General features: G+C 69.1%; 17 protein-coding genes. 8 read left to right on the plus strand and 9 right to left on the minus strand.

The features are described from left to right. Positions 1-75: 75 nt before the first annotated feature. Positions 76-1,560: an acetyl-CoA acetyltransferase gene (locus tag ACEL92_RS13560; RefSeq protein WP_374026039.1), complete on the minus strand. Its 1,485-nt coding sequence runs from the start codon at positions 1,558-1,560 to the stop codon at positions 76-78. Between the two features lie 57 nt (positions 1,561-1,617). Further along, positions 1,618-4,011: a CoA transferase gene (locus ACEL92_RS13565; protein ID WP_374026040.1), complete on the minus strand. Its 2,394-nt coding sequence runs from the start codon at positions 4,009-4,011 to the stop codon at positions 1,618-1,620. A gap of 162 nt (positions 4,012-4,173) precedes the next feature. On the opposite strand from ACEL92_RS13565, the gene ACEL92_RS13570 reads away from it, so the two are divergent. Then, positions 4,174-5,091: an undecaprenyl-diphosphate phosphatase gene (locus tag ACEL92_RS13570; protein WP_374026041.1), complete on the plus strand. Its 918-nt coding sequence runs from the start codon at positions 4,174-4,176 to the stop codon at positions 5,089-5,091. Positions 5,092-5,160: 69 nt separating this feature from the next. Here the strand turns inward: ACEL92_RS13570 and ACEL92_RS13575 are convergent, their stop codons facing one another. Further along, complete coding sequence (locus tag ACEL92_RS13575) at positions 5,161-5,670, minus strand: N-acetyltransferase family protein (protein WP_374026042.1); 510 nt, start codon at positions 5,668-5,670, stop codon at positions 5,161-5,163. Positions 5,671-5,768: 98 nt separating this feature from the next. Here ACEL92_RS13575 and ACEL92_RS13580 point away from each other — a divergent pair, with 98 nt between their 5' ends. The 3 genes from ACEL92_RS13580 (at position 5,769) to ACEL92_RS13590 (ending at position 10,039) form a co-directional block, all read left to right on the plus strand. Beyond that, positions 5,769-6,617, plus strand: a complete 849-nt coding sequence (locus ACEL92_RS13580) for an SDR family oxidoreductase (protein ID WP_374026043.1) — start codon at positions 5,769-5,771, stop codon at positions 6,615-6,617. 46 nt (positions 6,618-6,663) lie between these two features. Then, positions 6,664-9,063, plus strand: coding sequence for a phosphoketolase (locus ACEL92_RS13585; protein ID WP_374026044.1), 2,400 nt, complete (start codon positions 6,664-6,666; stop codon positions 9,061-9,063). Between the two features lie 214 nt (positions 9,064-9,277). After that, the gene (locus ACEL92_RS13590; protein WP_374026045.1) at positions 9,278-10,039 is read left to right on the plus strand and encodes a lysostaphin resistance A-like protein; all 762 of its coding nucleotides are present in this window, start codon (positions 9,278-9,280) and stop codon (positions 10,037-10,039) included. 14 nt (positions 10,040-10,053) lie between these two features. On the opposite strand, the gene ACEL92_RS13595 is transcribed toward ACEL92_RS13590, so the two are convergent. The 6 genes from ACEL92_RS13595 to modA all read right to left on the minus strand — a co-directional run bounded on the left by ACEL92_RS13595 (position 10,054) and on the right by modA (position 15,656). Continuing rightward, complete coding sequence (locus ACEL92_RS13595) at positions 10,054-11,082, minus strand: zinc-binding alcohol dehydrogenase family protein (protein ID WP_374026046.1); 1,029 nt, start codon at positions 11,080-11,082, stop codon at positions 10,054-10,056. 49 nt (positions 11,083-11,131) lie between these two features. Then, positions 11,132-11,431 carry a GlsB/YeaQ/YmgE family stress response membrane protein gene (locus tag ACEL92_RS13600; protein WP_374026208.1) on the minus strand — a complete coding sequence of 100 codons (300 nt, stop codon included), beginning with the start codon at positions 11,429-11,431 and terminating at the stop codon, positions 11,132-11,134. A gap of 125 nt (positions 11,432-11,556) precedes the next feature. Then, the gene (locus ACEL92_RS13605) at positions 11,557-12,636 is read right to left on the minus strand and encodes an alanine and proline-rich secreted protein Apa (protein ID WP_374021277.1); all 1,080 of its coding nucleotides are present in this window, start codon (positions 12,634-12,636) and stop codon (positions 11,557-11,559) included. A 108-nt stretch (positions 12,637-12,744) separates the two neighbouring features. Beyond that, complete coding sequence (locus tag ACEL92_RS13610) at positions 12,745-13,842, minus strand: sulfate/molybdate ABC transporter ATP-binding protein (protein WP_374021278.1); 1,098 nt, start codon at positions 13,840-13,842, stop codon at positions 12,745-12,747. Between the two features lie 6 nt (positions 13,843-13,848). Further along, positions 13,849-14,646: an ABC transporter permease gene (locus ACEL92_RS13615; RefSeq protein ID WP_374026209.1), complete on the minus strand. Its 798-nt coding sequence runs from the start codon at positions 14,644-14,646 to the stop codon at positions 13,849-13,851. A gap of 242 nt (positions 14,647-14,888) precedes the next feature. Next, positions 14,889-15,656, minus strand: coding sequence for a molybdate ABC transporter substrate-binding protein (gene modA / locus ACEL92_RS13620; RefSeq protein WP_374021279.1), 768 nt, complete (start codon positions 15,654-15,656; stop codon positions 14,889-14,891). 253 nt (positions 15,657-15,909) lie between these two features. Here modA and ACEL92_RS13625 point away from each other — a divergent pair, with 253 nt between their 5' ends. The 4 genes from ACEL92_RS13625 to ACEL92_RS13640 all read left to right on the plus strand — a co-directional run bounded on the left by ACEL92_RS13625 (position 15,910) and on the right by ACEL92_RS13640 (position 19,646). After that, positions 15,910-16,587 (plus strand): SDR family oxidoreductase, encoded by a 678-nt coding sequence (locus ACEL92_RS13625; RefSeq protein ID WP_374021280.1) that lies wholly within the window; start codon positions 15,910-15,912, stop codon positions 16,585-16,587. Between the two features lie 59 nt (positions 16,588-16,646). Further along, a complete protein-coding gene (locus tag ACEL92_RS13630) occupies positions 16,647-17,564 on the plus strand; it encodes an LLM class F420-dependent oxidoreductase (RefSeq protein ID WP_374021281.1) in 918 nt (305 codons plus the stop codon). A gap of 114 nt (positions 17,565-17,678) precedes the next feature. Beyond that, a complete protein-coding gene (locus ACEL92_RS13635) occupies positions 17,679-18,059 on the plus strand; it encodes a DUF4189 domain-containing protein (RefSeq protein ID WP_374021282.1) in 381 nt (126 codons plus the stop codon). A 198-nt stretch (positions 18,060-18,257) separates the two neighbouring features. After that, entirely contained in the window at positions 18,258-19,646 is a 1,389-nt protein-coding gene (locus ACEL92_RS13640; protein WP_374021283.1) for an NAD(P)/FAD-dependent oxidoreductase, read from the plus strand. Positions 19,647-19,701 lie beyond the last annotated feature (55 nt).

Raw genomic sequence — 19,701 nt, forward strand, 5'->3', positions numbered from 1 at the left:
AAACTAAACAATAGGCAGCCGACATGACCTACGCGACCGTTACTGAGCAAACGCCGTTCGAGCCGGCGAGGGCGGTTATTGCACCGCGGCACTGCCGTCGGCGGCGACGGCGACCTTGGCGCCACCGATATCTTCCTGCACGGTGGCCTGCGCCGCGGCGCTGTCGGTGATCACCGCCAGGGTCCGCGAGCCGTCGGGCGTGCGCACGGCCAGGAAGGCCTTTTCCGGCCGCCCCTCGCGATCGAACGGCGTCGTCCACGCCTCCACGGTGCCGACGCCTTCCCATTCCACCAGACCAGCACAGGTGGGCTCGCGGTCGACGGCCGGTTGCGCGTCTTCCCAACGGAATTCGGCGGGCGGTTCGGTCCCGTACACGCCGAAGCTGTGCTTGGTCAGATAGCCGCCGTTGGCGGTGATCAGTCCGCGGCGCCCGGGGTTGGCCGCCAGCAGCTCCGCCATGGTCGCGATGGAGTGCATCACGTAGTTGCTCCACGGGCCGCCCGCAAATGTCAGCCCCCCGGTGACGGTGAGTGGCCGGGTGGGATCGTCGTGCGGCAGCCCGAGTTCGGCCGCGGCGACCTGGACGGCCGAGGGGAAGCAGGAGTACAGGTCGACGTAGTCGATGTCGTCGACGCCCACACCCGCCAGCTCCAGCGCCCGGCCGCCGGCGATCCGGATGGCCGGAGAGCGATGCAGCTCGTCGCGCTCGGCGATGGCCGAGGTGTCGTGCGCGTCGGCGCCCGAATGCGGGTAGATCCAGCGGTCCTCGGGGACGTGCAGTCGCCTGGCCTGCTCCACCGAGGTCAAGACGAGCGCGGCGCCCTGGTCGACCATGTTGTTGGAGTTCATCAGCTTGGTGTAAGGCCAGCTGATCATCCGGTTCTGCGGGCCGGGCTCGCAGATTTCGTCGGCGGTCACCGGCGTGCGGATCCACGCGTGCGGGTTGTCGACCGCGACGGCGTTGAAGCGGGACCACAATTCACCGATGCGCCTGCGGTGCTGCTCGACGGGCTCGCCGGTGGCGATGCGCAGCGCCTGCTCGAACAGCGGGTAGACGTAGGCCGGCCGGTCCAGCCGGATCCTGATCTCCGCGTCGCCGGCCATCGGGACGTCGTCACCGCTGACCTCGGCCATCGGCACGGAGTCGTCCTGGACGGTCCACTCGAGCTTGGCGCCCTTGGCCCGCAGGCCGCGGCGGGTGCGCCAGGTCTCCGCGCCGGCCAGCAGCACCACCTGGGCCCGGCCCCGCTGGATGTCCAGGCATGCCTGGTTGACCAGCGACTGCGGCACGTTGCCGCCGACGGGGCTGTAGAGGGTGGTGAACTCGCTGGCGCCGATCCGCTGCCCGAGCAGCAGGCCGGGGTCGCGGTAGTGCGCCGAGAGGATGTTCACCACGCGGATGGAATCCACGGCCTCGATCACCCGCGCATCGGCGGCCCGCCGGGCCGCGGCCGCCATCAGGTCCATCGGTTCCACCGACCGCTTGTCCGGATCGATCTCCTCACGGTGGTTGACCTGGCCGTAGCCGATCAGCACGGGCGTCCGGGGGTCCACGGTCATGGCTCGAATTTAGCGGGGCTATCGATCCGGATGGCCGCGCGGTCAGATTTCGCCACGTCAGGGCGGCCCGAACAGCACACCGTCGGCGATGAGCCGGTCAATCTCCGCGGGGCCCATGCCGAGCACCCTTCGGCAGACGTCGACTGTGTCCTGGCCCGGCAGCGGCGCCGGGCGCTGGGGGGCCGGCGGGATGTGGTGGAACGGCGCCGGGCCGGTCTCCGCGGGCAGCGGACGTTCGACCAGGGGATGCAGCATCTCGGCATACAGTTTTCGCTCCACCAGCTGTGGGTCCTCCAGTACGTCGGGCGGCCGGTGCATCGGCCCGGCCGCGACCCCCGAGGACTGCAGCAGTTGGGCGGCTCGCTCCGGGGTGCGTGTCCGGGTCCAGGCCGACACCAATTCGACTAACTCGCCCCGGTGCGCCAGCCGGGCCTCACCCGTGGCGAACCGCGGGTCGTCGGCCCACTCCGGGTGGTGGAAAACTCCTGTGGCGCAACGCCATTCCTCGTCGGAGCCGATCGAGATGGCGCACCATTCGTCGTCGCCGGCGCACGGATAGACGGCGTGCAGGCTGGTGTCGGCGGCGATTCTCGGCACGCCTGCTTCCTGCGCGGCCTGGGTGACGTACAGCGTGTCGAGTTGATTGACGACGGCTTCGGCCTGCGAGATGTGCACGTGTGACCCGTCGCCCGAGCGATGGCGGTGGATCAGCGCGGCCAGTGCCGCGATCGCGGTGATCCGTCCGACCACGTGGTCCGGGAAGATCGTGGTCGCGTCGTAGAAGTGGTGCCGGGCGGCGCCGCCGTGTGCGTCCGGATCGTCGGCCGTCCACAGCCGGGTGACGCCGGTGGCCGCGCGGACCAGGGGGCCGTAGCCCATGCGCGTGCTCCACGGGCCGCGATCGCCGTACGCGCTGCTCTCGGCGAGCACGATGCGCGGGTTGACCGCACGCAGGTTGTCGTAGGAAAAGCCAAGCGCGGCAAGGGTTCCCGGCTTGAAGTTGGCGAAGACGGCATCTGACTCGGCGACGAGCCGGTTGAAGATCTCCTTGCCGGTGGCGCTGCGCAGATCCAGGCCCATCGCCAGGTGGTTGCGATGCGTCCAGGCGAACGACTCGCTCATGGCCTCACCGACGCGGGCCTGCCGCAGCCCGTCCGGGTACTCGGCACTTTCGATCTTGATGACCTCGGCGCCCAGGTCGCCGAACAGGCGGCTCAGCTCGCCGCCGGCCACGATGATGCCTAGATCCAGGATGCGCAGGCCGGCGAACGGATAGTCGCCGATGCGGCCCGACGGCGACTGGACCACGGCGGGATTTCCGCGCCAGCCCGGTCCGTCCTGCCCCGCCGCCGGGGCCGGGCTGCGGAAGCCCGCGTGGTGGCCGTCGACGACGAAGTAGCCGGTCGGCACGCGAGCGCGTACCCCCGGAACCAGCTCCGCCTCGGTGACCGCGCCGACCGCCTGGAAGTGCTCGGAATCCATCACCCACGACGGCGTCAGCACGGCGGCGATCGGCACGCCGTGGGCCTGCCCCGCGGTCACCAGATCCTTCATGGTCTGCCCGGCGAACAGCGCCTGGACCAACTCGCTGATCTGCGGCCACGCGGCGAACCGCGCACCGATCACGTCGTACTTCGGGTCTTGGAAGTCGGCCGGCTCTCCCAGCCAGCGCCGCAGCCCCCGCCACTGGCGCGGCGCCATCACGCACAGCCGGACGTAGCCGTCCTGGCAGGGATAGATCGGGTAGGCGTCTTGGTTCTTGGGGCGTCCTCGCCACTGCCCCGTGCGGCGGATGCCGGCGGCGACCTGCCCGTGCGCGCCGAACGCCGGATCGAGCGCCATGACGACGGCGTCGAGCCGCGAAAAGTCGATGAATTCACCTGCGCCGCAACGCAATCGGTTGTAGTACGCGACGAGGGCGGCCCAGGCCGCCTGGACGGCGGCCGTGGACGAGGCGATGCCGTCCGGCGGCAACACCGGGGTGCCGGTGGTGGGCCCGGATCGCGACAGCGAGCCCGACATCGCGTAGAACACCGGATCGGTGGCCCGCCACAACGATCGGGGGCCGGTCGCCCCGAAGTCGGTGATCGACAACACCACCAGGTGCTGGTGCTGGGCGGCAAGTTCCTCGACCGATGTCCCAAAAGTCGGGGCTTCCCCATAGAAGCCGTCGTCCACGACGATGTCGGCTTGCGCGGCGAGGTCGAGGAAGACTCCGCAGTCGTCCTCGTCGAACGGGTCCAGCACCACGCTGCGCTTGTTGGCGTTGTGCACGGCGAAGGGAATGCTCGCACCGGCGAGCGTCGGCCGCGCATCGCGGGCCGGGCTTCCGGTCGGCGGTTCGACCTTGAGCACGTCGGCGCCCAGGTCGGCGAACAGGCGGGTCACCGCGTCGCCGTTGCCGCTCGACAAGTCGAGGACGCGTACGGCGTCGAGCAACCCGTCGGACATCAGCACACCGTACCCGCACGTGTGATGATCCGGCCCGGCTCCGTGTTGCCCCGCCAAAAGGCCAACTGGGCAAGCTGATTGGGTGGTCGCACCCGCCGTCGGCTATCGTCACAGGCCGATCGGCGAGGCCATGGGCGAAACGATCCGACGGAGGCATCCACTATGAGCGCGCACCTGACCTACCTCGAGGCCGTGGTGGTCGGGGCTTTCCAGGGCGTCACCGAGTTGTTCCCGGTGTCCAGCCTCGGGCACGCCGTGTTGGTGCCCGCGGTGGTCGGCGGTCGATGGGCCGAGGACCTGAGCGTCTCCGCCCCCGAATCGCCCTACCTCGCCTTCATCGTCGGCCTACACGTGGCCACCGCGGCCGCGTTGCTCATCTTCTTCTGGCGCGACTGGCTGCGCATCGTGGCCGGATTCGTGTCGTCATTGCGGTATCGACGCATCCAGACCCCCGACGAGCGGCTCGCCTGGCTGATCGTGGGCGCCACCGTCCCGGTGGGTCTGGCGGGCCTGGCGCTGGAGCGGACGTTTCGCACCACGCTCGGCAAGCCCATCCCGGCCGCGATCTTCCTCTTGCTCAACGGCGCCGCCCTATACGCGGGTGAGGTGCTGCGCCGGCGCGTCTCCCCCGCGCCCGACCACGATCAAACGGCCGGGCAGGAACCCGCGCACACTGGCGAGGCCGTCGACAACCGCCTGGCTCAACTCCCCCTGCGCCGCGGCATCCTGATCGGTGCCGCGCAGATCCTGGCCCTACTGCCCGGCATCAGCCGCTCGGGCATCACCATGGTGGCCGGCCTGTGGCGCGGCCTGTCGCACGAGGACGCCGCGCGGTTCTCCTTCTTGTTGGCGACGCCGATCATCCTGGCCGCCGGCGTGTATAAGATCCCGGAACTGTTCGGGACCCGCGCGGCCGGGATCGGCGGCCAGGTGCTCGCCGGCAGCATCGCCTCTTTCGTATGCGCTTACCTCGCCGTGCGGTTCCTTACGCGGTACTTCCAGACCCGCACCCTCACGCCGTTCGCCGTTTACTGCGCGCTGGCCGGCGGCGCCAGCCTGGTGTGGCTCGCCGTCGGCTGACGCAGACACGATTCCGGTGCCAGTGCGTCACCTGGCTTGGCGGTTTCTCGACGGGTTGGTGCTGCGCCGCTACACCGGCTCTAGCCGATAGCGCACCAACCGCGCCGTTTGGTTGCCGAAACGCGCGGTGCGGCAAGCCCCGTCGGACCGCCAGCCGCCCCGTTCGTAGAACCCCCGGGCGCGGGTGTTCGCGTCCAACACCCACAACACGGCGCGGGCAACGCCGACCGCCCGCAGCCGGTCCCGGGCCGCCGTCAGCAGCAGGGTGCCCAGGCCCGCGCCCACGTGCGCCGGGTCGACGTAAAGGGCCATCAGCTCACCGGGATTCGGTAATTCGTCGTCGCGACACAGACCCGCGGTGGCGAAGCCGCGAATCGCGTGGCCGTCGACGGCGACCAGGGTGGACGACACCCGCAGTCCCACGCGACCGAAGGTGTACCGGTCGAGCACCGCCCCCGGGCTCAGGCCGTCGAGATAGTCGTCGGCGATCAGACCGCGGTACGCCGACCGCCACGACCGCACGTGCAGGCGGGCCACCTCGTCGGCGTCAGCCGGGGCCGCGGCCCGCACCTCGGTCATCGTCGCAGTATCCACGGTTGTTGCGCAGCCTGACGGAAGAGTGCTGTGCTTACCAGGTTGCCCTGTTGACACCCGTCAAGAATCCGGAGGGTAGGGAAATGGCAGACACGGCATCCGTCGGGCTGAAGGTCCGCGGCAAGGTCATCGTGATCACCGGCGGCGCCCGGGGAATCGGGCTGGCCACCGCGACCGCCTTGCACAACCTGGGCGCCAAGGTGGCAATCGGGGACATCGACGAGGTCCGGGTGAAGGAGTCCGGCGCCGCGCTCGGCCTGGATGTGTACGGCAAACTGGACGTCACCGACCCGCAGTCGTTCTCCGACTTCCTGGACGAGGTCGAGCGGCAGCTCGGCCTGATCGACGTGCTGGTCAACAACGCGGGCATCATGCCGCTCGGGCGGATCGTCGACGAGCCGGACGCCGTCACGCGGCGCGTCCTGGACATCAACGTCTACGGCGTGATCCTGGGCAGCAAGCTGGCGGCCCAGCGCATGGTGCCCCGCGGGTCCGGTCACGTCATCAACATCGCCTCCCTCGCGGGCGAGACGTACATCGCCGGCGCGGCCACCTACTGCGCCAGCAAGCACGCGGTCATCGGGTTCACCGACACCGCGCGGATCGAATACCGCCGCGCGGGCGTGAAATTCTCGGTCGTCATGCCGACGTTCGTGAACACCGAGCTGATTGCCGGCACCTCGGGGGCGAAGGGCATCAAGAACGCCGAGCCGGCCGACATCGCCGAGGCGATCGTCAATCTGGTGGCGCATCCCCGGCCGCGCGTGCGGGTCACGAAGACGGCCGGCGCGATCATCGCGTCGCAGAAGTTCCTGCCGCGCGCGCTGTCCGAGGGGCTGAACCGCGCGCTCGGCGGCGAGCACGTTTTCACCGACCACGTCGACGCCGAGCAGCGCAGGGCGTACGAGTCGCGGGCCCGCGGCGAGGAGTGACTTTCGCTTCTGGCGACGTTCATCGGCGGCGCGGACAATCGGGCGGGTGAGCCTCGAAACCCGAACATCCGTGCCCGAAGCCCTTTCCGACGACGAACTCGAGCTGATCAACGCGTACTGGCGCGCCGCCAATTACGTTTCCGTTGGGCAGATCTACCTGCTGGACAATCCCCTGCTGACCGAGCCGCTGTCGCCCGAGCACGTCAAACCGAGGCTGCTGGGACACTGGGGCACCACCCCGGGCCTGAACCTGATCTACGCCCACCTCAACCGGATCATCCGCGACCGCGACGCCAGCATTATCTACGTCACCGGGCCCGGCCACGGTGGCCCCGCGCTGGTCGCCAACGCCTACCTGGAGGGCACCTACAGCGAGGTGTACACCGGCATCGAGCAGGACGCCGAAGGGTTGCGAAAGCTCTTCCGGCAGTTCTCTTTTCCCGGCGGCATTCCCAGCCACGTCGCCGCCCAGACGCCCGGCTCCATCCACGAGGGGGGTGAGCTCGGCTACGCGCTGGTGCACGCCTACGGCGCGGCTTTCGACAACCCGGATCTGGTCGTGGCCTGCGTGGTCGGCGACGGCGAGGCCGAAACCGGGCCGCTGGCGGCCAGCTGGCACTCCAACAAGTTCCTCAACCCGGCCACCGACGGCGCGGTGCTGCCGATCCTTGCGCTCAACGGCTACAAGATCGCCAACCCGACCGTGCTGGCGCGCATCCCCCACGCCGAACTCGAAGCCCTGCTGCGGGGCTATGGCTACCGACCGATCACCGTCGCCGGTGACGACCCGGCGAACGTGCACCAGCAGCTCGCCGCCGCGCTCGACGACGCGTTCGACGACATCGCGGCCATCCAAAGCACGGCGCGTGGCGGCAACCAGACCGAGCGGCCGGTGTGGCCGATGATCGTGTTGCGCACGCCGAAGGGCTGGACCGGCCCGAAGGTGGTGGACGGCAAGAAGGTCGAGGGCACCTGGCGATCGCATCAGGTCCCGCTCGCCGAGACGCACGACAACCCCGAAAACCGCGCCCAGCTCGAGGAGTGGCTGCGTAGCTACCGGCCCGAGGAGCTGTTCGACGGCGACGGCACGTTGCGCGCCGAACTGCGGGCGCTGGCGCCCAGCGGTGATCGCCGGATGAGCGCCAACCCGCACGCCAACGGTGGGCTGTTGCTGCACGACCTCGACCTCCCGGACTTCCGCGACTACGCGGTCACCGTGTCGCGCCCGGCGGCCACGACGCACGAGGCGACCCGGGTGCTCGGCACCTTCCTGCGGGACGTGATCGCCCGTAACTCCGACCGGTTCCGCCTGATGGGTCCCGACGAGACCGCATCGAACCGGTTGGACGCCGTCTACGGATCGACCGACAAGGTGTGGCTTTCGGAGATCGAGCCCGCCGACGAGAACCTCGCGCCCGACGGCCGCGTCATGGAGGTGCTCTCCGAGCACCTGTGCCAGGGCTGGCTGGAGGGTTACCTGCTGACCGGCCGGCATGGCCTGTTCAACTGCTACGAGGCGTTCGTCCACATCGTCGACTCCATGCTCAACCAGCACGCGAAATGGCTTGCCACCAGCCTGGAACTGCCGTGGCGGCGGCCGATCGCGTCGCTGAACTACCTGCTGTCCTCGCACGTGTGGCGCCAGGACCACAACGGCGCGTCGCATCAGGACCCCGGCTTCATCGACCTGGTCGCGAACAAGCGGGCCGAATTGACCCGGGTGTACCTGCCGCCGGACGGCAACACGCTGCTGTCGGTGGCCGACCACTGCCTGCGTAGCCGCGACTACATCAACGTCATCGTCGCCGGCAAGCAGCCGGCGCTGGCCTACCTGGACATGGACCAGGCCGTCGCGCACTGCGCGCGGGGCTTGGGCATCTGGCCGTGGGCGAGCACCGCCACCGCCGACCCCGACGTGGTGCTGGCCTGCGCCGGCGACATCCCGACGCTGGAAACCCTGGCTGCGGCCGACATCCTGCGCCGCGACCTGCCCGAGCTGGCGGTCCGGGTGGTCAATGTCGTCGACCTGATGCGGCTGCAGCCGGATTCCGAGCACCCGCACGGCCTGCCGGACCGGGAGTTCGACGCCCTGTTCACCCGCGACAAGCCGGTGATCTTCGCCTACCACGGCTACCCGTGGCTGATCCACCGGCTCACCTACCGGCGCACCAATCACCCGCACATCCACGTGCGCGGGTTCAAGGAGCGCGGCACCACGACGACACCGTTCGACATGGTGATGCTCAACGATCTGGATCGCTTCCACTTGGTGATCGACGTCATCGACCGGGTCGACGGGCTGGCCAGCAAGGCCGCCGTGCTGCGCCAGCGCATGGTCGACGCCCGCCTCGCGGCCCGCATTTACACCCGCGAGCACGGCGAGGACGACCCGCAGATCGCCAACTGGACCTGGGAGTCGAGCGAGCAGAACGAACGTAGTGAGTGATGGGAGCGAGACGACCGATCGAAACCTGGGAGTCGAGCGAGCAGAACGAACGTAGTGAGTGATGGGAGCGAGACGACCGATCGAAACCTGGGAGTCGAGCGAGCAGGCCTGACGTCGAGATTGTTGTCAGGGTCGTGCTTGGGGCGCCGACCACAGCCGTGACGGCAGTGTTCGTTGAAGTCACGGCGCGGTGGGCCACCGGTAAACTGGCCAGATGCTCGAGGCGCCCGCTATCGCTGACACCCACCCGGTGCTCTCGCAACTGTCGGCGCTGCACAGGTTTCGGATCCACCTCGACATCGCCGTCGTGGTGCTGGTGCTGGTGCTGACCAACCTGGTCGCGCACTTCACCACCCCCTGGGCCGGCATCTGCGTGGTTCCCGCCGCCGCCGTCGGGCTGGTGTTCCTGATGCGCGCCAATGGACTGGACTGGGCCGACTTGGGTTTGGGGCGCGAACACTGGAAGTCAGGGCTGGGCTATGCCGTGGCCGCGGTGCTGGTCGTGGCGTCCGTGATTGTCGTCGGGGTGCTGCTGCCGATGACCCGGCCGATGTTCCTCAACCACCGCTACGCGACAGTCTCCGGCGCGCTGATCGCCTCGATGGTGATCATCCCGCTGCAGACCGTGATCCCGGAGGAGCTCGCGTTTCGGGGTGTGCTGCACGGCGCGCTGCACCGGGCCTGGGGCTTCCGCGGGGTCGCGTTGGCGGGTTCGCTGCTGTTCGGCCTGTGGCACGTCGCGACATCGCTCGGGCTGACCAGCAGCAACGTCGGCTTCACCCGGCTGTTCGGCGGCGGCATCGTGGGGATGCTGGCGGGGGTGACCGGCGCGGTGCTGGCCACCGGCGCGGCCGGCTTCGTCTTCAGCTGGCTACGCCGGCGCAGCGGCAGCCTGATCGCTCCGATCGCGTTGCACTGGTCGCTTAACGGGCTTGGTGCGCTGGCCGCCGCGCTGGTGTGGCACCTGAACAGCTGAGAACGCTCGAACGATCACACCAGCAGTACCGCGGCGCCTGCGATGCGGCCCGCGCTGAGATCCGCCAGCGCCCGGTCCGCTTGGTCCAGCGGGTATTCCGGGGTGGTCACCTCGATGTGATGCTCCCCCACGAAGTCGAGGAACGCCCGTGCGTCGGCCCGGGTGTTGGACGTGACCGAGCGGACCTGACGTTCCTGGAACAGGTGGCGCTGGTAATTGAGGACTGGGATGTCGGACAGATGGATGCCGGCGATCGCCAGGGTGCCGCCGCGATCCAGCGCCTCCAGCGCGGGCAGCACCAGGTCTCCGACCGGGGCGAACAGGATGGCCGCATCCAGCGGCACCGGTGGCGGGTCGGCCGCTCCCTGTGCCGACGCGGCGCCGAGTTGCATGGCGAGCTCCCGCGCCTCGGCTCCGCGGGTCATCACGTGCACCTCGGCGCCCTGCGCCAACGCGACCTGCGCGGTGATATGGGCGCTGCCGCCGAAGCCGTACAGCCCGAGCCGTCCGCCCGGCGGCAGGTCGGCACGCAGCAGCGAGCGATAGCCGATGATGCCGGCGCACAGCAGCGGCGCGAGCTCGCTGTCGCTGTAACCTGCGGGCAGCGGATGCGCGAAAGCAGCGGGAACGGTGGCGAATTCGGCGTAGCCGCCGTCGGCGTCCCATCCGGTGTAGCGGGACTGGGGGCACAGGTTTTCGTCGCCGCGGCGGCAGTACTTGCACACCCCGCAGGTGTGGCGCAGCCAGGCGATGCCGACCCGGTCTCCCACCCGAAACGCGTCGCCCGCCTGCGAGCCCATTTCCACGACCTCACCGACCACCTCGTGGCCGGGTGTCACGTGGTCGCGGTGCACGGGCAAGTCGCCCTCGGTGACGTGCAGGTCGGTGCGGCACACGCCGCACGCCCTGACGGCGACCAGCAGTTCCGACGGCCCTGGGTGCGGCACCTCGGAGGTGACTTGCTCGAGCGGGGCGGTGTCTATCGGGCCTGGGTGACGCACCCGCCATGCGCGCATGGCCGCGGTGGACAGCGGTGCAATCATCCGTCAATCATGCCGCTATCCGCCACGGCCGCCACGCGTTAACTGAGGTCTAGGTCCTGCGCACCATCCCGACAACCCAGAGCAGGATCAGCGAACCGAGCAGCGCGGTGAGGAAGGTGAAGATCAGGCCCCCGCCCGCGGTGTTGACGAAGAAGCTCAAAATGAAGCCGCCGATCAACGCGCCGATGATGCCGATCACGATGTCCATCAGGATGCCGGCGCCACTGCCGCGGATGATCTTGCTGGCGAGCGCACCGGCCAGGCCGCCGATGATGATGTAACCAATGATGCCGACGCTCGTAAACGTGGTCGAGCGGGCCAGATATTCGGTAGCTGCCATGACATCCATGCGGGTCTCCTTGCATTCGCTGGCAAAGCCCAGCAAGTTGCTGGGCGTCACCTCGGTATACCCGCTTTAGGTAACGGCAAAGGTCCCGATTCGGCGACGGTTGGCCCACCATCCCGAGCGCCGGGTCAGGTCGATTGCGTCCGCTGCGGCAACGGCGCCGGCGTGGGGCTGACCTCCCCGGCCGGAGCCGGAGCCGGCGTTGGCGATGGCGATCCCGGAGCCGCGGGCGCTGGCGATGGCGCTCCCGGAGCCGCGGGCGCGGGCTGGCCTCCCGGCGGAGGAGCCGCAGGAGCCGGTTGGGCGCCCGGCGGAGGAGCCGCCGGGGCTCCGGCGGCCGGCGCGGGCGGGCCCGCCCACGGCTGGATCGACTCGGCCAGCGCCTTGGCCGCACCCTTGTCTACCGGATCGTTAGCCGTGCCGAGCCAGACCACGAACCAGCGTTGCGGCGGCGCCCCGGTGTTCGCGTTCGCCGCGGGCAGCCCGACCACGCCCGTCCAGATCTGGCCGTTGGGCTTGGACGCGTCGCTGAACTTGACCTCGTAGTACGACGCGCTGCCGGTGACGCCGTTGGCCCCGGTGAGCGGGGTCGCTTCCTGGTTGATCCTGGTGCCCGGATACGGCAGGAAGAACTCACCCATGTCCGAGCCGAGCCGCACGGCGGCCTTGGCGTTGTTGGCCTCGGCGCTGGCGTAGAGCTTCTGGTCCAATCGGCCCATCACGATGCGGGTGTCGTTGGCGACCGGCGGCGGCTGATCGGGCATCGGCGGCGGACCCGTCGTCTTGCTCAGCAGCGCCGAGCCGTAGTCGAGGTGAGACGCGTCCGATTCCACCCAGCCGGCGGGAAGGACGTAGCTGAACCCGCCCACGGCGTTGGCGACCCGCCCGGCGTTCGGGTCGACAGGGGGCGGCGGCGGTGCGTTCGGGTCGACCGCCGGCGGCGGTGGGGGCGCGTTCGGATCGACGGGAGCCGGAGGCGCGCCGGGCGCCGGCGCGGCCGGCGGCACAGTGGTCGCGGGAGCCGCGGGGGCGGCCGCCGGCGGCGGCGCCGTCGTGGTCGTCGGCGGGACCGGCGTCGGAACCTCCGGATCGGCGTTTGCGGGCGCCGGCACTGCGATCGTGACGGCGCTGGCACTGGTCACTGTGGCTATCGCCAGCGTCGCCCAGAGGCCTTTGCGACGTGTCGAGTTGGGATCCACCTGCTCCATGGCGACGAACCTACCGTGTTACCGCTGTGACGCAAGGAGCCTTGCGGACAATTGCATCGTCGTTTTGCGGACGTTGCCAGAGTGCAACCGGGCACCCGATTCCACCGTTCAGTGCGCCGCCGGATACAACGCCACCTCGTGCGCTTTGACCGAGAACCACACCTTTTCGCCAGGCGCCAGCCCCAGCTCCGATGCGGCATCCACCGTGATTTCCGCGGCCAGGCCGGGCGCACCGTCAGGTTGCTGCTCGCCGCGCACGAACACCGCCGCCCCGCGGATGTCCAGCTCCGCCACCGTCACCTCGACCGTGTTCCGTGGACTGCCGTGCGGTCGCTCCCGATAGACCGCCACCGCCGTCGGCGGGAAGACCGCGATCGCGTTCTGCCCGGCGGCGAGCTCGTCACCCCCCGGGGCCGCGTGCCAGCGCACGCCCGAGCGCGCGTCCAGCGCGGCGTCGGCGGCGGCGGTCCCGTTGACCAGGTTGATGCCCGCGATCCGCGCTCCGAAGTGACTGCGCGGCGCGGTGAGCACCTCCGAAACCGGGCCGATCTCGGTGATCTTGCCGGATTCCAGCACCAACACCCGGTCGGCCAGCGTGAACACGTCGAGCAGGTCGTGCGTTATCAGGACCACCGCGCAGCCGGTGCGGGCCACGACGCGCCGCAGTAGCGCGCGGATGCCCGCGGCCGCCGCGACGTCGAGGCCGTTCAGCGGCTCATCGAGCAGCAACGCGTCGGGCTCGGCGGCCAGCGCCCGCGCGACCGCCACGCGCTGGGCTTGCCCGCCCGACAGCTGCCGCGCCTTGCGGTCGGCGAACCGCTCGGCGTCCACCTCGCGCAGCCAGCGCAGCGCCGCCGCCCTCCCCGCGGCACGTCGTGGGCGCGGCCACTTGCCCCGGCTGTGCGGCCCGAAGGCCACGTTGGCGGCGACGCTCATGTGCGGGAACAACAACGGGTCCTGCAACAGCAGCCCGACGCGGCGGTCATGGGTTGCGACGTTCACCCCGGCGGCGGTGTCGGTCAGCACCCGGTCACCCAGCCGCACCACCCCCTGGTCCGGGCGAATCAGTCCTGCGATCACATGCAGCGCTGTCGACTTGCCCGCGCCGTTGGGACCGAGGACCGCGAGGACTTCACCCGCCGACACGGCGAACTCCACGTCCAGGCGGCGGTCCGCGACGACGGCGCGCAGCTGCAAATCGCTCATGGCGGGCTATCTCGTTTCATTTCCGGTCAACCGGCGGGCGCCGAGCCCCAGCACCACCACCGCCGCCACGGCGACCAACAGAATCGACAGCGCGACCGCCGCGTCGGCGTCGTTGACCCGCTGCAGGTAAATCTCCAGTGGCAGCGTGCGGGTGACCCCCTGGCGCGAACCGGCGAACGTCAGCGTGGCGCCGAACTCCCCCAGCGAGCGCGCGAACGCCAGTACGGCCCCCGACGCCAGACCCGGCAGCAGCAGCGGCAGGGTGATACGCCACCAGACGGTGCTGGGCCGCGCCCCCAAGGTCGCCGCCACCACTTCGAAGTCGGAGCCGGCGGTGCGTGCGGCACCCTCGAGGGAAATCACCAGGAACGGCAGCGACACGAAGGTCTGCGCCAACACCACGGCGGTGGTGCTGAACGCGATGCTGACGCCGGCGGCCTCGAGGTACCGGCCGAGCAACCCGAGCCGGCCGAACGCGTACAGCAGCGCGATCCCCCCGACGACTGGCGGCAGCACCAAGGGCAGCAGGATCAACGGCCGCAGCAGCCGCACAAGTCGCGCGGTGCTGCGGGCCAGCACCAGGGCCATCGGAACACCCAGCAGCACGCAAAGCAAGGTGCTGGCCGCGGCCGTCTTGAGGCTGAGCAGCAGAGCGGTTCGCGACGCCGGGCTGGTGATCAGCGACCAGAAATTCGGCCAGTCGACCTTGATAGCGATTGCGAGAAGCGGCAGCACCACGAACCCCGTCCCCACGACGGCGGGCACGTACACCCACCGCGGCAGATCAGCGCGACGCTCGCTAATGCCGACACTCCTATGGCCGGGAGACGTTTACCGCCTCAACCTAGCGTTGCGCGATCGCCAAGCGGGCGAAGCGCGTTCTTTCCCGCCGATGTGCCGGTTCAAGCTACCTCCGCAAGGTCCCCGGTGACCACACCTACGAATCGCTCGCTCGCAAGGGTGAGACGATGACCGCCGCCGAGATGGCGACCGATGCCTACGACCAAATCGACCAGGCCCGAACCGGTTTCGGGCAGTCCCGCTGATCAGGGTTTGGCGAAGCCCAGCTGCGCCAGGATGTTTCGACCAACGTCACCGGTCACCATGGCAACGAACCGTTGCGCCAGCGTGGGTTGCGGCGCCTTCTTCAACACCGCGATCGGATACACGTTCACCGCGCCGGCGGCCTCCGGGAAGCTGACGGTCGTCACCTTGTTCCCGGCGCCGTGGGCGTCGGTGACGTAGACGAGCCCGGCGTCGGCCTGCCCGGTGGTGACCTTGTTGAGAACGTCCGTCACGCTGAGTTCCTCGCTCACCGGGTTCAGGTGGACGCCGGTGCGGTCCTCGACGCGCTGGGTCGCCGAGCCGCACGGCACCGGCGTCTGGCAGATCACCACGCCCAGTCCCGGCCTCGCGAGGTCGGCGAACGATCCGACTTTCCTGGGATTGCCCGGCGCGGTGACGATCACCAGCGTGTTCGACGCGAAGTTCTTCGGGTCACCGGACAGCAGGCCGGCCTTGGCGACCGTGTCCATCTGCGCGGTGTCCGCCGACGCGAAGACGTCGGCGGTGGCCCCCTGCGTCAACTGGGTGGCCAATTCCGACGATCCTGCGAATTCGAAGTCGACGTTGCTGCCGGCGTTCTGGGCCTTGAACTGCGCACCGAGTTGGGTGAACGCGGGCTTCAGCGAGGCGGCTGCGAACACCACCAGCTTCCCGGACGCCGCCGAGGGCGGCGCCGAATTCGATCCGCACCCGGTCAGCAGAGCGAGCAGCATCGTCATCAAACTGGCCAGCCACCCGATCCGAGGCATGGTGCACCCTAACCCGCCGCCGATGCGGTCCCATTGCGGGCCCAATCGGCGCAAAAAAGTGTGCGCCCGAATAGTTATGCAAATGATCCGCGCGTCGCGGCGCGAACAATTTCGCCGACTAGCTACTGTCCAGTAACATCGAGGAGATTGATGCCATAACGCGGTGAGATCCCAGGCGGGTCCGCTAAGCGGTCCGGTGGTCGGCCACACGGAACTGCCCGGGTCTGGGTTCAACGTTGAACACGAGGAGGTCATGGCAGTGGAAGTGCTGGTCACCGGTGGAGACACCGAACTCGGACGCACAGTGGCCGAAGGCTTCCGCGATGACGGTCACAAGGTGACCCTCGTGGGCGCGCGGCGCAGCGACCTGGAGATCGTCGCCAAGGAGCTGGACGTCGACGCGATCGTGTGCGACACCACCGACCCGGCCAGCCTCACCGAGGCCCGTCCCCTGTTCCCCCATCATCTGGACACCATCGTCAACATCCCGGCGCCGTCCCGGGAGCCCGGCGACCCGCGCACGTACTCGATCGCCGACACGGCCGCCTCGTGGCGCAACGCCCTGGACGCCACGGTGCTTTCCGCGGTGCTGACGGTGCAGACCGTGGGTGACCACCTGCGCTCGGGTGGCTCCATCATCAGTGTGGTGCCCGAGAACCCGCCCGCCGGAAGCGTCGACGCCGCGATCAAGGCGACCCTGTCGAACTGGGTCGCCGGACAGGCGAGCATCTTCGGCACCCGCGGCATCACGGTCAACGCCGTGGCCAGTGGGCGCAGCACGCAGCCCGGCTACGACGGCCTCTCCCGCACGCCCCCGTCGGTCGCCGCCGAGGTGGCCCGGTTGGCCCTGTTCCTGACCACTCCGGCGGCGCGCCACATCACCGGCCAGACCCTGCACGTCAGCCACGGCGCGCTCGCGCAATTCGGCTGAGGGCGTAATCGGCGTCCGAGCCGTATCGTCGCGCGCGGACCGGCACTACGGTAGACCGCGTGGCTATTCGACTCGGTCTACAGATTCCCAACTTCTCCTACGGCACCGGGGTGGACAAGCTCTTCCCCACTGTTATCGCTCAGGCCCGTGAGGCCGAATCCGCCGGTTTCGACTCGGTCTTCTTGATGGACCACTTCTACCAACTGCCCATGCTGGGCGACCCCGACCAGCCGATGCTGGAGGCCTACACGGCCCTGGGTGCGCTGGCCACCGCCACCGAGCGAGTCCAGTTGGGCACCTTGGTGACTGGGAACACCTATCGCAATCCCGCGCTGCTGGCGAAGACCATCACCACCCTCGACGTGGTGAGCCAGGGCCGAGCCATCCTGGGCATCGGAACCGGCTGGTTCGAACTCGAGCACGACCAACTGGGTTTCGAATTCGGCACTTTCACCGACAGGTTCAACCGGCTCGAGGAGGCGCTGCAGATCATCCTGCCGATGATCAAGGGCGAGCGGCCAACCTTCTCCGGCAACTGGTACCACGTCCGCGAGGCGGTGGCGAATCCCCGCTTCCGCGAACACATTCCGCTGATGATCGGCGGCAGCGGCGAGAAGAAGACGATCCCCCTCGCCGCGCGCCACTTCGATCACCTCAACGTCATCGCCGGATTCGACGAACTGGCCGGCAAGTTGGATGTCGTGCGGCGGCGCTGCGAGGAGATCGGCCGTGACCCGGCGACGCTGGAAACCAGCACGCTCACCACGGTGCTGGTCGACGAGAACACCATGCCCGACCAGATTCCGGCCGAGATGACCCAGCGCATGGTGGTCGGCAGCCCCGAGTCGGTCGCCGACCAGATCAAGACCAAGGTGGTGGACGCCGGCATCGACGGTGTCATCATCAACCTGCCGTTCTATGCCCCCGGCGTGATCAGCGCCCTAGGCGAAGCGCTGCGCCCGGCCGTCGGGCTGTAGCCGCGACGCCGCCCCCGTGGGGTCGCGGATTGGCGGCGCGGCGGTAATACTTCCGTGTAGCAGCGTTTACCTGCGCCACCCAGGCGCAGCGCGGGAGTAGGGGGCCGGAAGGTGATGAAGAGACGAATCCTGGCGGCGGTGGCGGCCGGCGTGGCGTTTGTCGCACCCCCGATCGCGCATGCCGGTGGCGACGGGATCGCGATGGCGATATCGGACTCCACCGGCCACATCGACATCGCCGACGGAGCCTCGAGCGCGGGCGCGGCCGAAAAGGCGGTGATGGAAACCTGCCGCAAGACGATCAGCGACTGTCGGCTCCTGGCCAGCGGGCAGGGCGGATGCGTTGCGCTGGTGATGAACGCGTCGAAGACCAAATACTTTGGGGGCTGGGGGCCGACGCGCGAAGAGGCTGAGGCGGAGGCGCTCGCCCGCGCCCCCGGCGGAACGATCCAGACGGGCCACGACCACTGCGTGGGCGAAGGCTCGAGCCAATAACCGCCCTACGGCGCCCGGGCGGACAACCCTGATAGTTGCGCCACACTGGCCGCGGCCCACCAGGGTTTTCGCCTCGCGACACCGTTAGTGTTGCAAACAACACACGCTGCTCAACTAGGTTTCCGGGTATCCGCCTGACTAGCGTTGTGGCTAACTGCAGTCGCGTGTCCAAAAGCCCCCGTCAGGAGCAGCGGAAACATGAGCCCCTCACCAAAAACCACAGCTGGAACCGAGCGGCGTCACCAGGTCGTCATCATCGGTTCGGGATTCGGTGGGCTCAACGCGGCAAAGAAACTCAAGCACGCCGACGTCGACATCAAGCTGATCGCGCGCACCACCCACCACCTGTTCCAGCCGTTGCTGTATCAGGTGGCCACGGGCATCGTGTCCGAGGGCGACATCGCCCCGCCCACCCGTGTCGTCCTGCGCCGGCAACGCAACGTCCAAGTGCTGCTTGGCGACGTGACACACATCGATCTGGACGGCAAGTTCGTGGTGTCCGATTTGCTCGGCCACACGTACGAAACCCCTTACGACAGCCTGATTATCGCCGCCGGCGCGGGCCAGTCCTACTTCGGCAACGACCACTTCGCCGAGTTCGCGCCCGGCATGAAGTCGATCGATGACGCGCTGGAGGTGCGTGGACGCATCCTGAGCGCCTTCGAGCAAGCCGAACGGTCGCGCGATCCCGAACGGCGCGCCAAGCTGCTGACGTTCACCGTCATCGGCGCCGGCCCCACCGGGGTCGAAATGGCAGGCCAGATAGCGGAATTGGCGGCGCACACGCTGAAGGGCTCGTTCCGTGGCATTGACTCCACCAAGGCGCGGGTGATCCTGCTCGACGCGGCCCCCGCCGTGTTGCCGCCGTTCGGCGACAAGCTGGGGACGCGGGCGCGGGCCCGGCTGGAGAAGATGGGCGTGGAGATCCAACTGGGAGCGATGGTCACCGACGTCGACCGCAACGGCATCACCGTCAAGGACTCCGACGGCACCATCCGGCGCATCGAGTCCGCCTGCAAGGTATGGTCCGCGGGCGTGCAGGCCAGCGGGCTGGGCCGCGACCTCGCCGAACAATCGTCGGTGGAACTGGACCGGGCGGGCCGCGTCAAGGTGCTGCCCGATCTATCAGTGCCCGGTCACCCGAACGTGTTCGTGATCGGCGACATGGCCGCCGTCGAGGGCGTTCCGGGCGTGGCGCAGGGCGCGATCCAGGGCGCGAGGTACGTCGCCGGCACGATCAAGGCCGAACTCGGCGGCGCCGACCCGGCCGAGCGCGAGCCGTTCCAGTATTTCGACAAGGGCTCCATGGCAACGGTTTCGCGGTTCTCCGCGGTGGCCAAGGTGGGCCCGCTGGAGTTCAGCGGCTTCATCGCCTGGCTGATGTGGCTGGTGCTGCACCTGGTCTACCTGGTCGGGTTCAAGACCAAGGTGAGCACGCTGCTGTCCTGGACGGTGACCTTCCTGAGCACCCGGCGCGGCCAGCTGACGATCACCGAGCAGCAGGCCTTCGCCCGCACCCGCCTCGAGCAGCTGGCGGTGCTCGCCGCCGAAGCCAAGCGGCCGGCGGCCGCCAAACGAGCGAGCTAACCGGTCCGCCGGTCTGCCCGCCACGTGCTGAGCAGTCCGCGTTAAGCCGTTGCGG

This window comes from Mycobacterium hainanense (assembly GCF_041890355.1).
Classification (GTDB): domain Bacteria; phylum Actinomycetota; class Actinomycetes; order Mycobacteriales; family Mycobacteriaceae; genus Mycobacterium; species Mycobacterium hainanense.

What these genes read in the sequence shown, in the direction of transcription:
- ACEL92_RS13575 (WP_374026042.1), bottom strand. Translation starts at nt 5,670, where the DNA reads ATGACCGAGGTGCGGGCCGCGGCCCCGGCTGACGCCGACGAGGTGGCC.
- ACEL92_RS13560 (WP_374026039.1), bottom strand. Translation starts at nt 1,560, where the DNA reads ATGACCGTGGACCCCCGGACGCCCGTGCTGATCGGCTACGGCCAGGTC.
- ACEL92_RS13605 (WP_374021277.1), bottom strand. Translation starts at nt 12,636, where the DNA reads ATGGAGCAGGTGGATCCCAACTCGACACGTCGCAAAGGCCTCTGGGCG.
- ACEL92_RS13640 (WP_374021283.1), top strand. Translation starts at nt 18,258, where the DNA reads ATGAGCCCCTCACCAAAAACCACAGCTGGAACCGAGCGGCGTCACCAG.
- ACEL92_RS13625 (WP_374021280.1), top strand. Translation starts at nt 15,910, where the DNA reads ATGGCAGTGGAAGTGCTGGTCACCGGTGGAGACACCGAACTCGGACGC.
- ACEL92_RS13610 (WP_374021278.1), bottom strand. Translation starts at nt 13,842, where the DNA reads ATGAGCGATTTGCAGCTGCGCGCCGTCGTCGCGGACCGCCGCCTGGAC.
- ACEL92_RS13580 (WP_374026043.1), top strand. Translation starts at nt 5,769, where the DNA reads ATGGCAGACACGGCATCCGTCGGGCTGAAGGTCCGCGGCAAGGTCATC.
- ACEL92_RS13570 (WP_374026041.1), top strand. Translation starts at nt 4,174, where the DNA reads ATGAGCGCGCACCTGACCTACCTCGAGGCCGTGGTGGTCGGGGCTTTC.
- ACEL92_RS13600 (WP_374026208.1), bottom strand. Translation starts at nt 11,431, where the DNA reads ATGGATGTCATGGCAGCTACCGAATATCTGGCCCGCTCGACCACGTTT.
- ACEL92_RS13595 (WP_374026046.1), bottom strand. Translation starts at nt 11,082, where the DNA reads ATGATTGCACCGCTGTCCACCGCGGCCATGCGCGCATGGCGGGTGCGT.
- modA (WP_374021279.1), bottom strand. Translation starts at nt 15,656, where the DNA reads ATGCCTCGGATCGGGTGGCTGGCCAGTTTGATGACGATGCTGCTCGCT.
- ACEL92_RS13565 (WP_374026040.1), bottom strand. Translation starts at nt 4,011, where the DNA reads ATGTCCGACGGGTTGCTCGACGCCGTACGCGTCCTCGACTTGTCGAGC.
- ACEL92_RS13635 (WP_374021282.1), top strand. Translation starts at nt 17,679, where the DNA reads ATGAAGAGACGAATCCTGGCGGCGGTGGCGGCCGGCGTGGCGTTTGTC.
- ACEL92_RS13590 (WP_374026045.1), top strand. Translation starts at nt 9,278, where the DNA reads ATGCTCGAGGCGCCCGCTATCGCTGACACCCACCCGGTGCTCTCGCAA.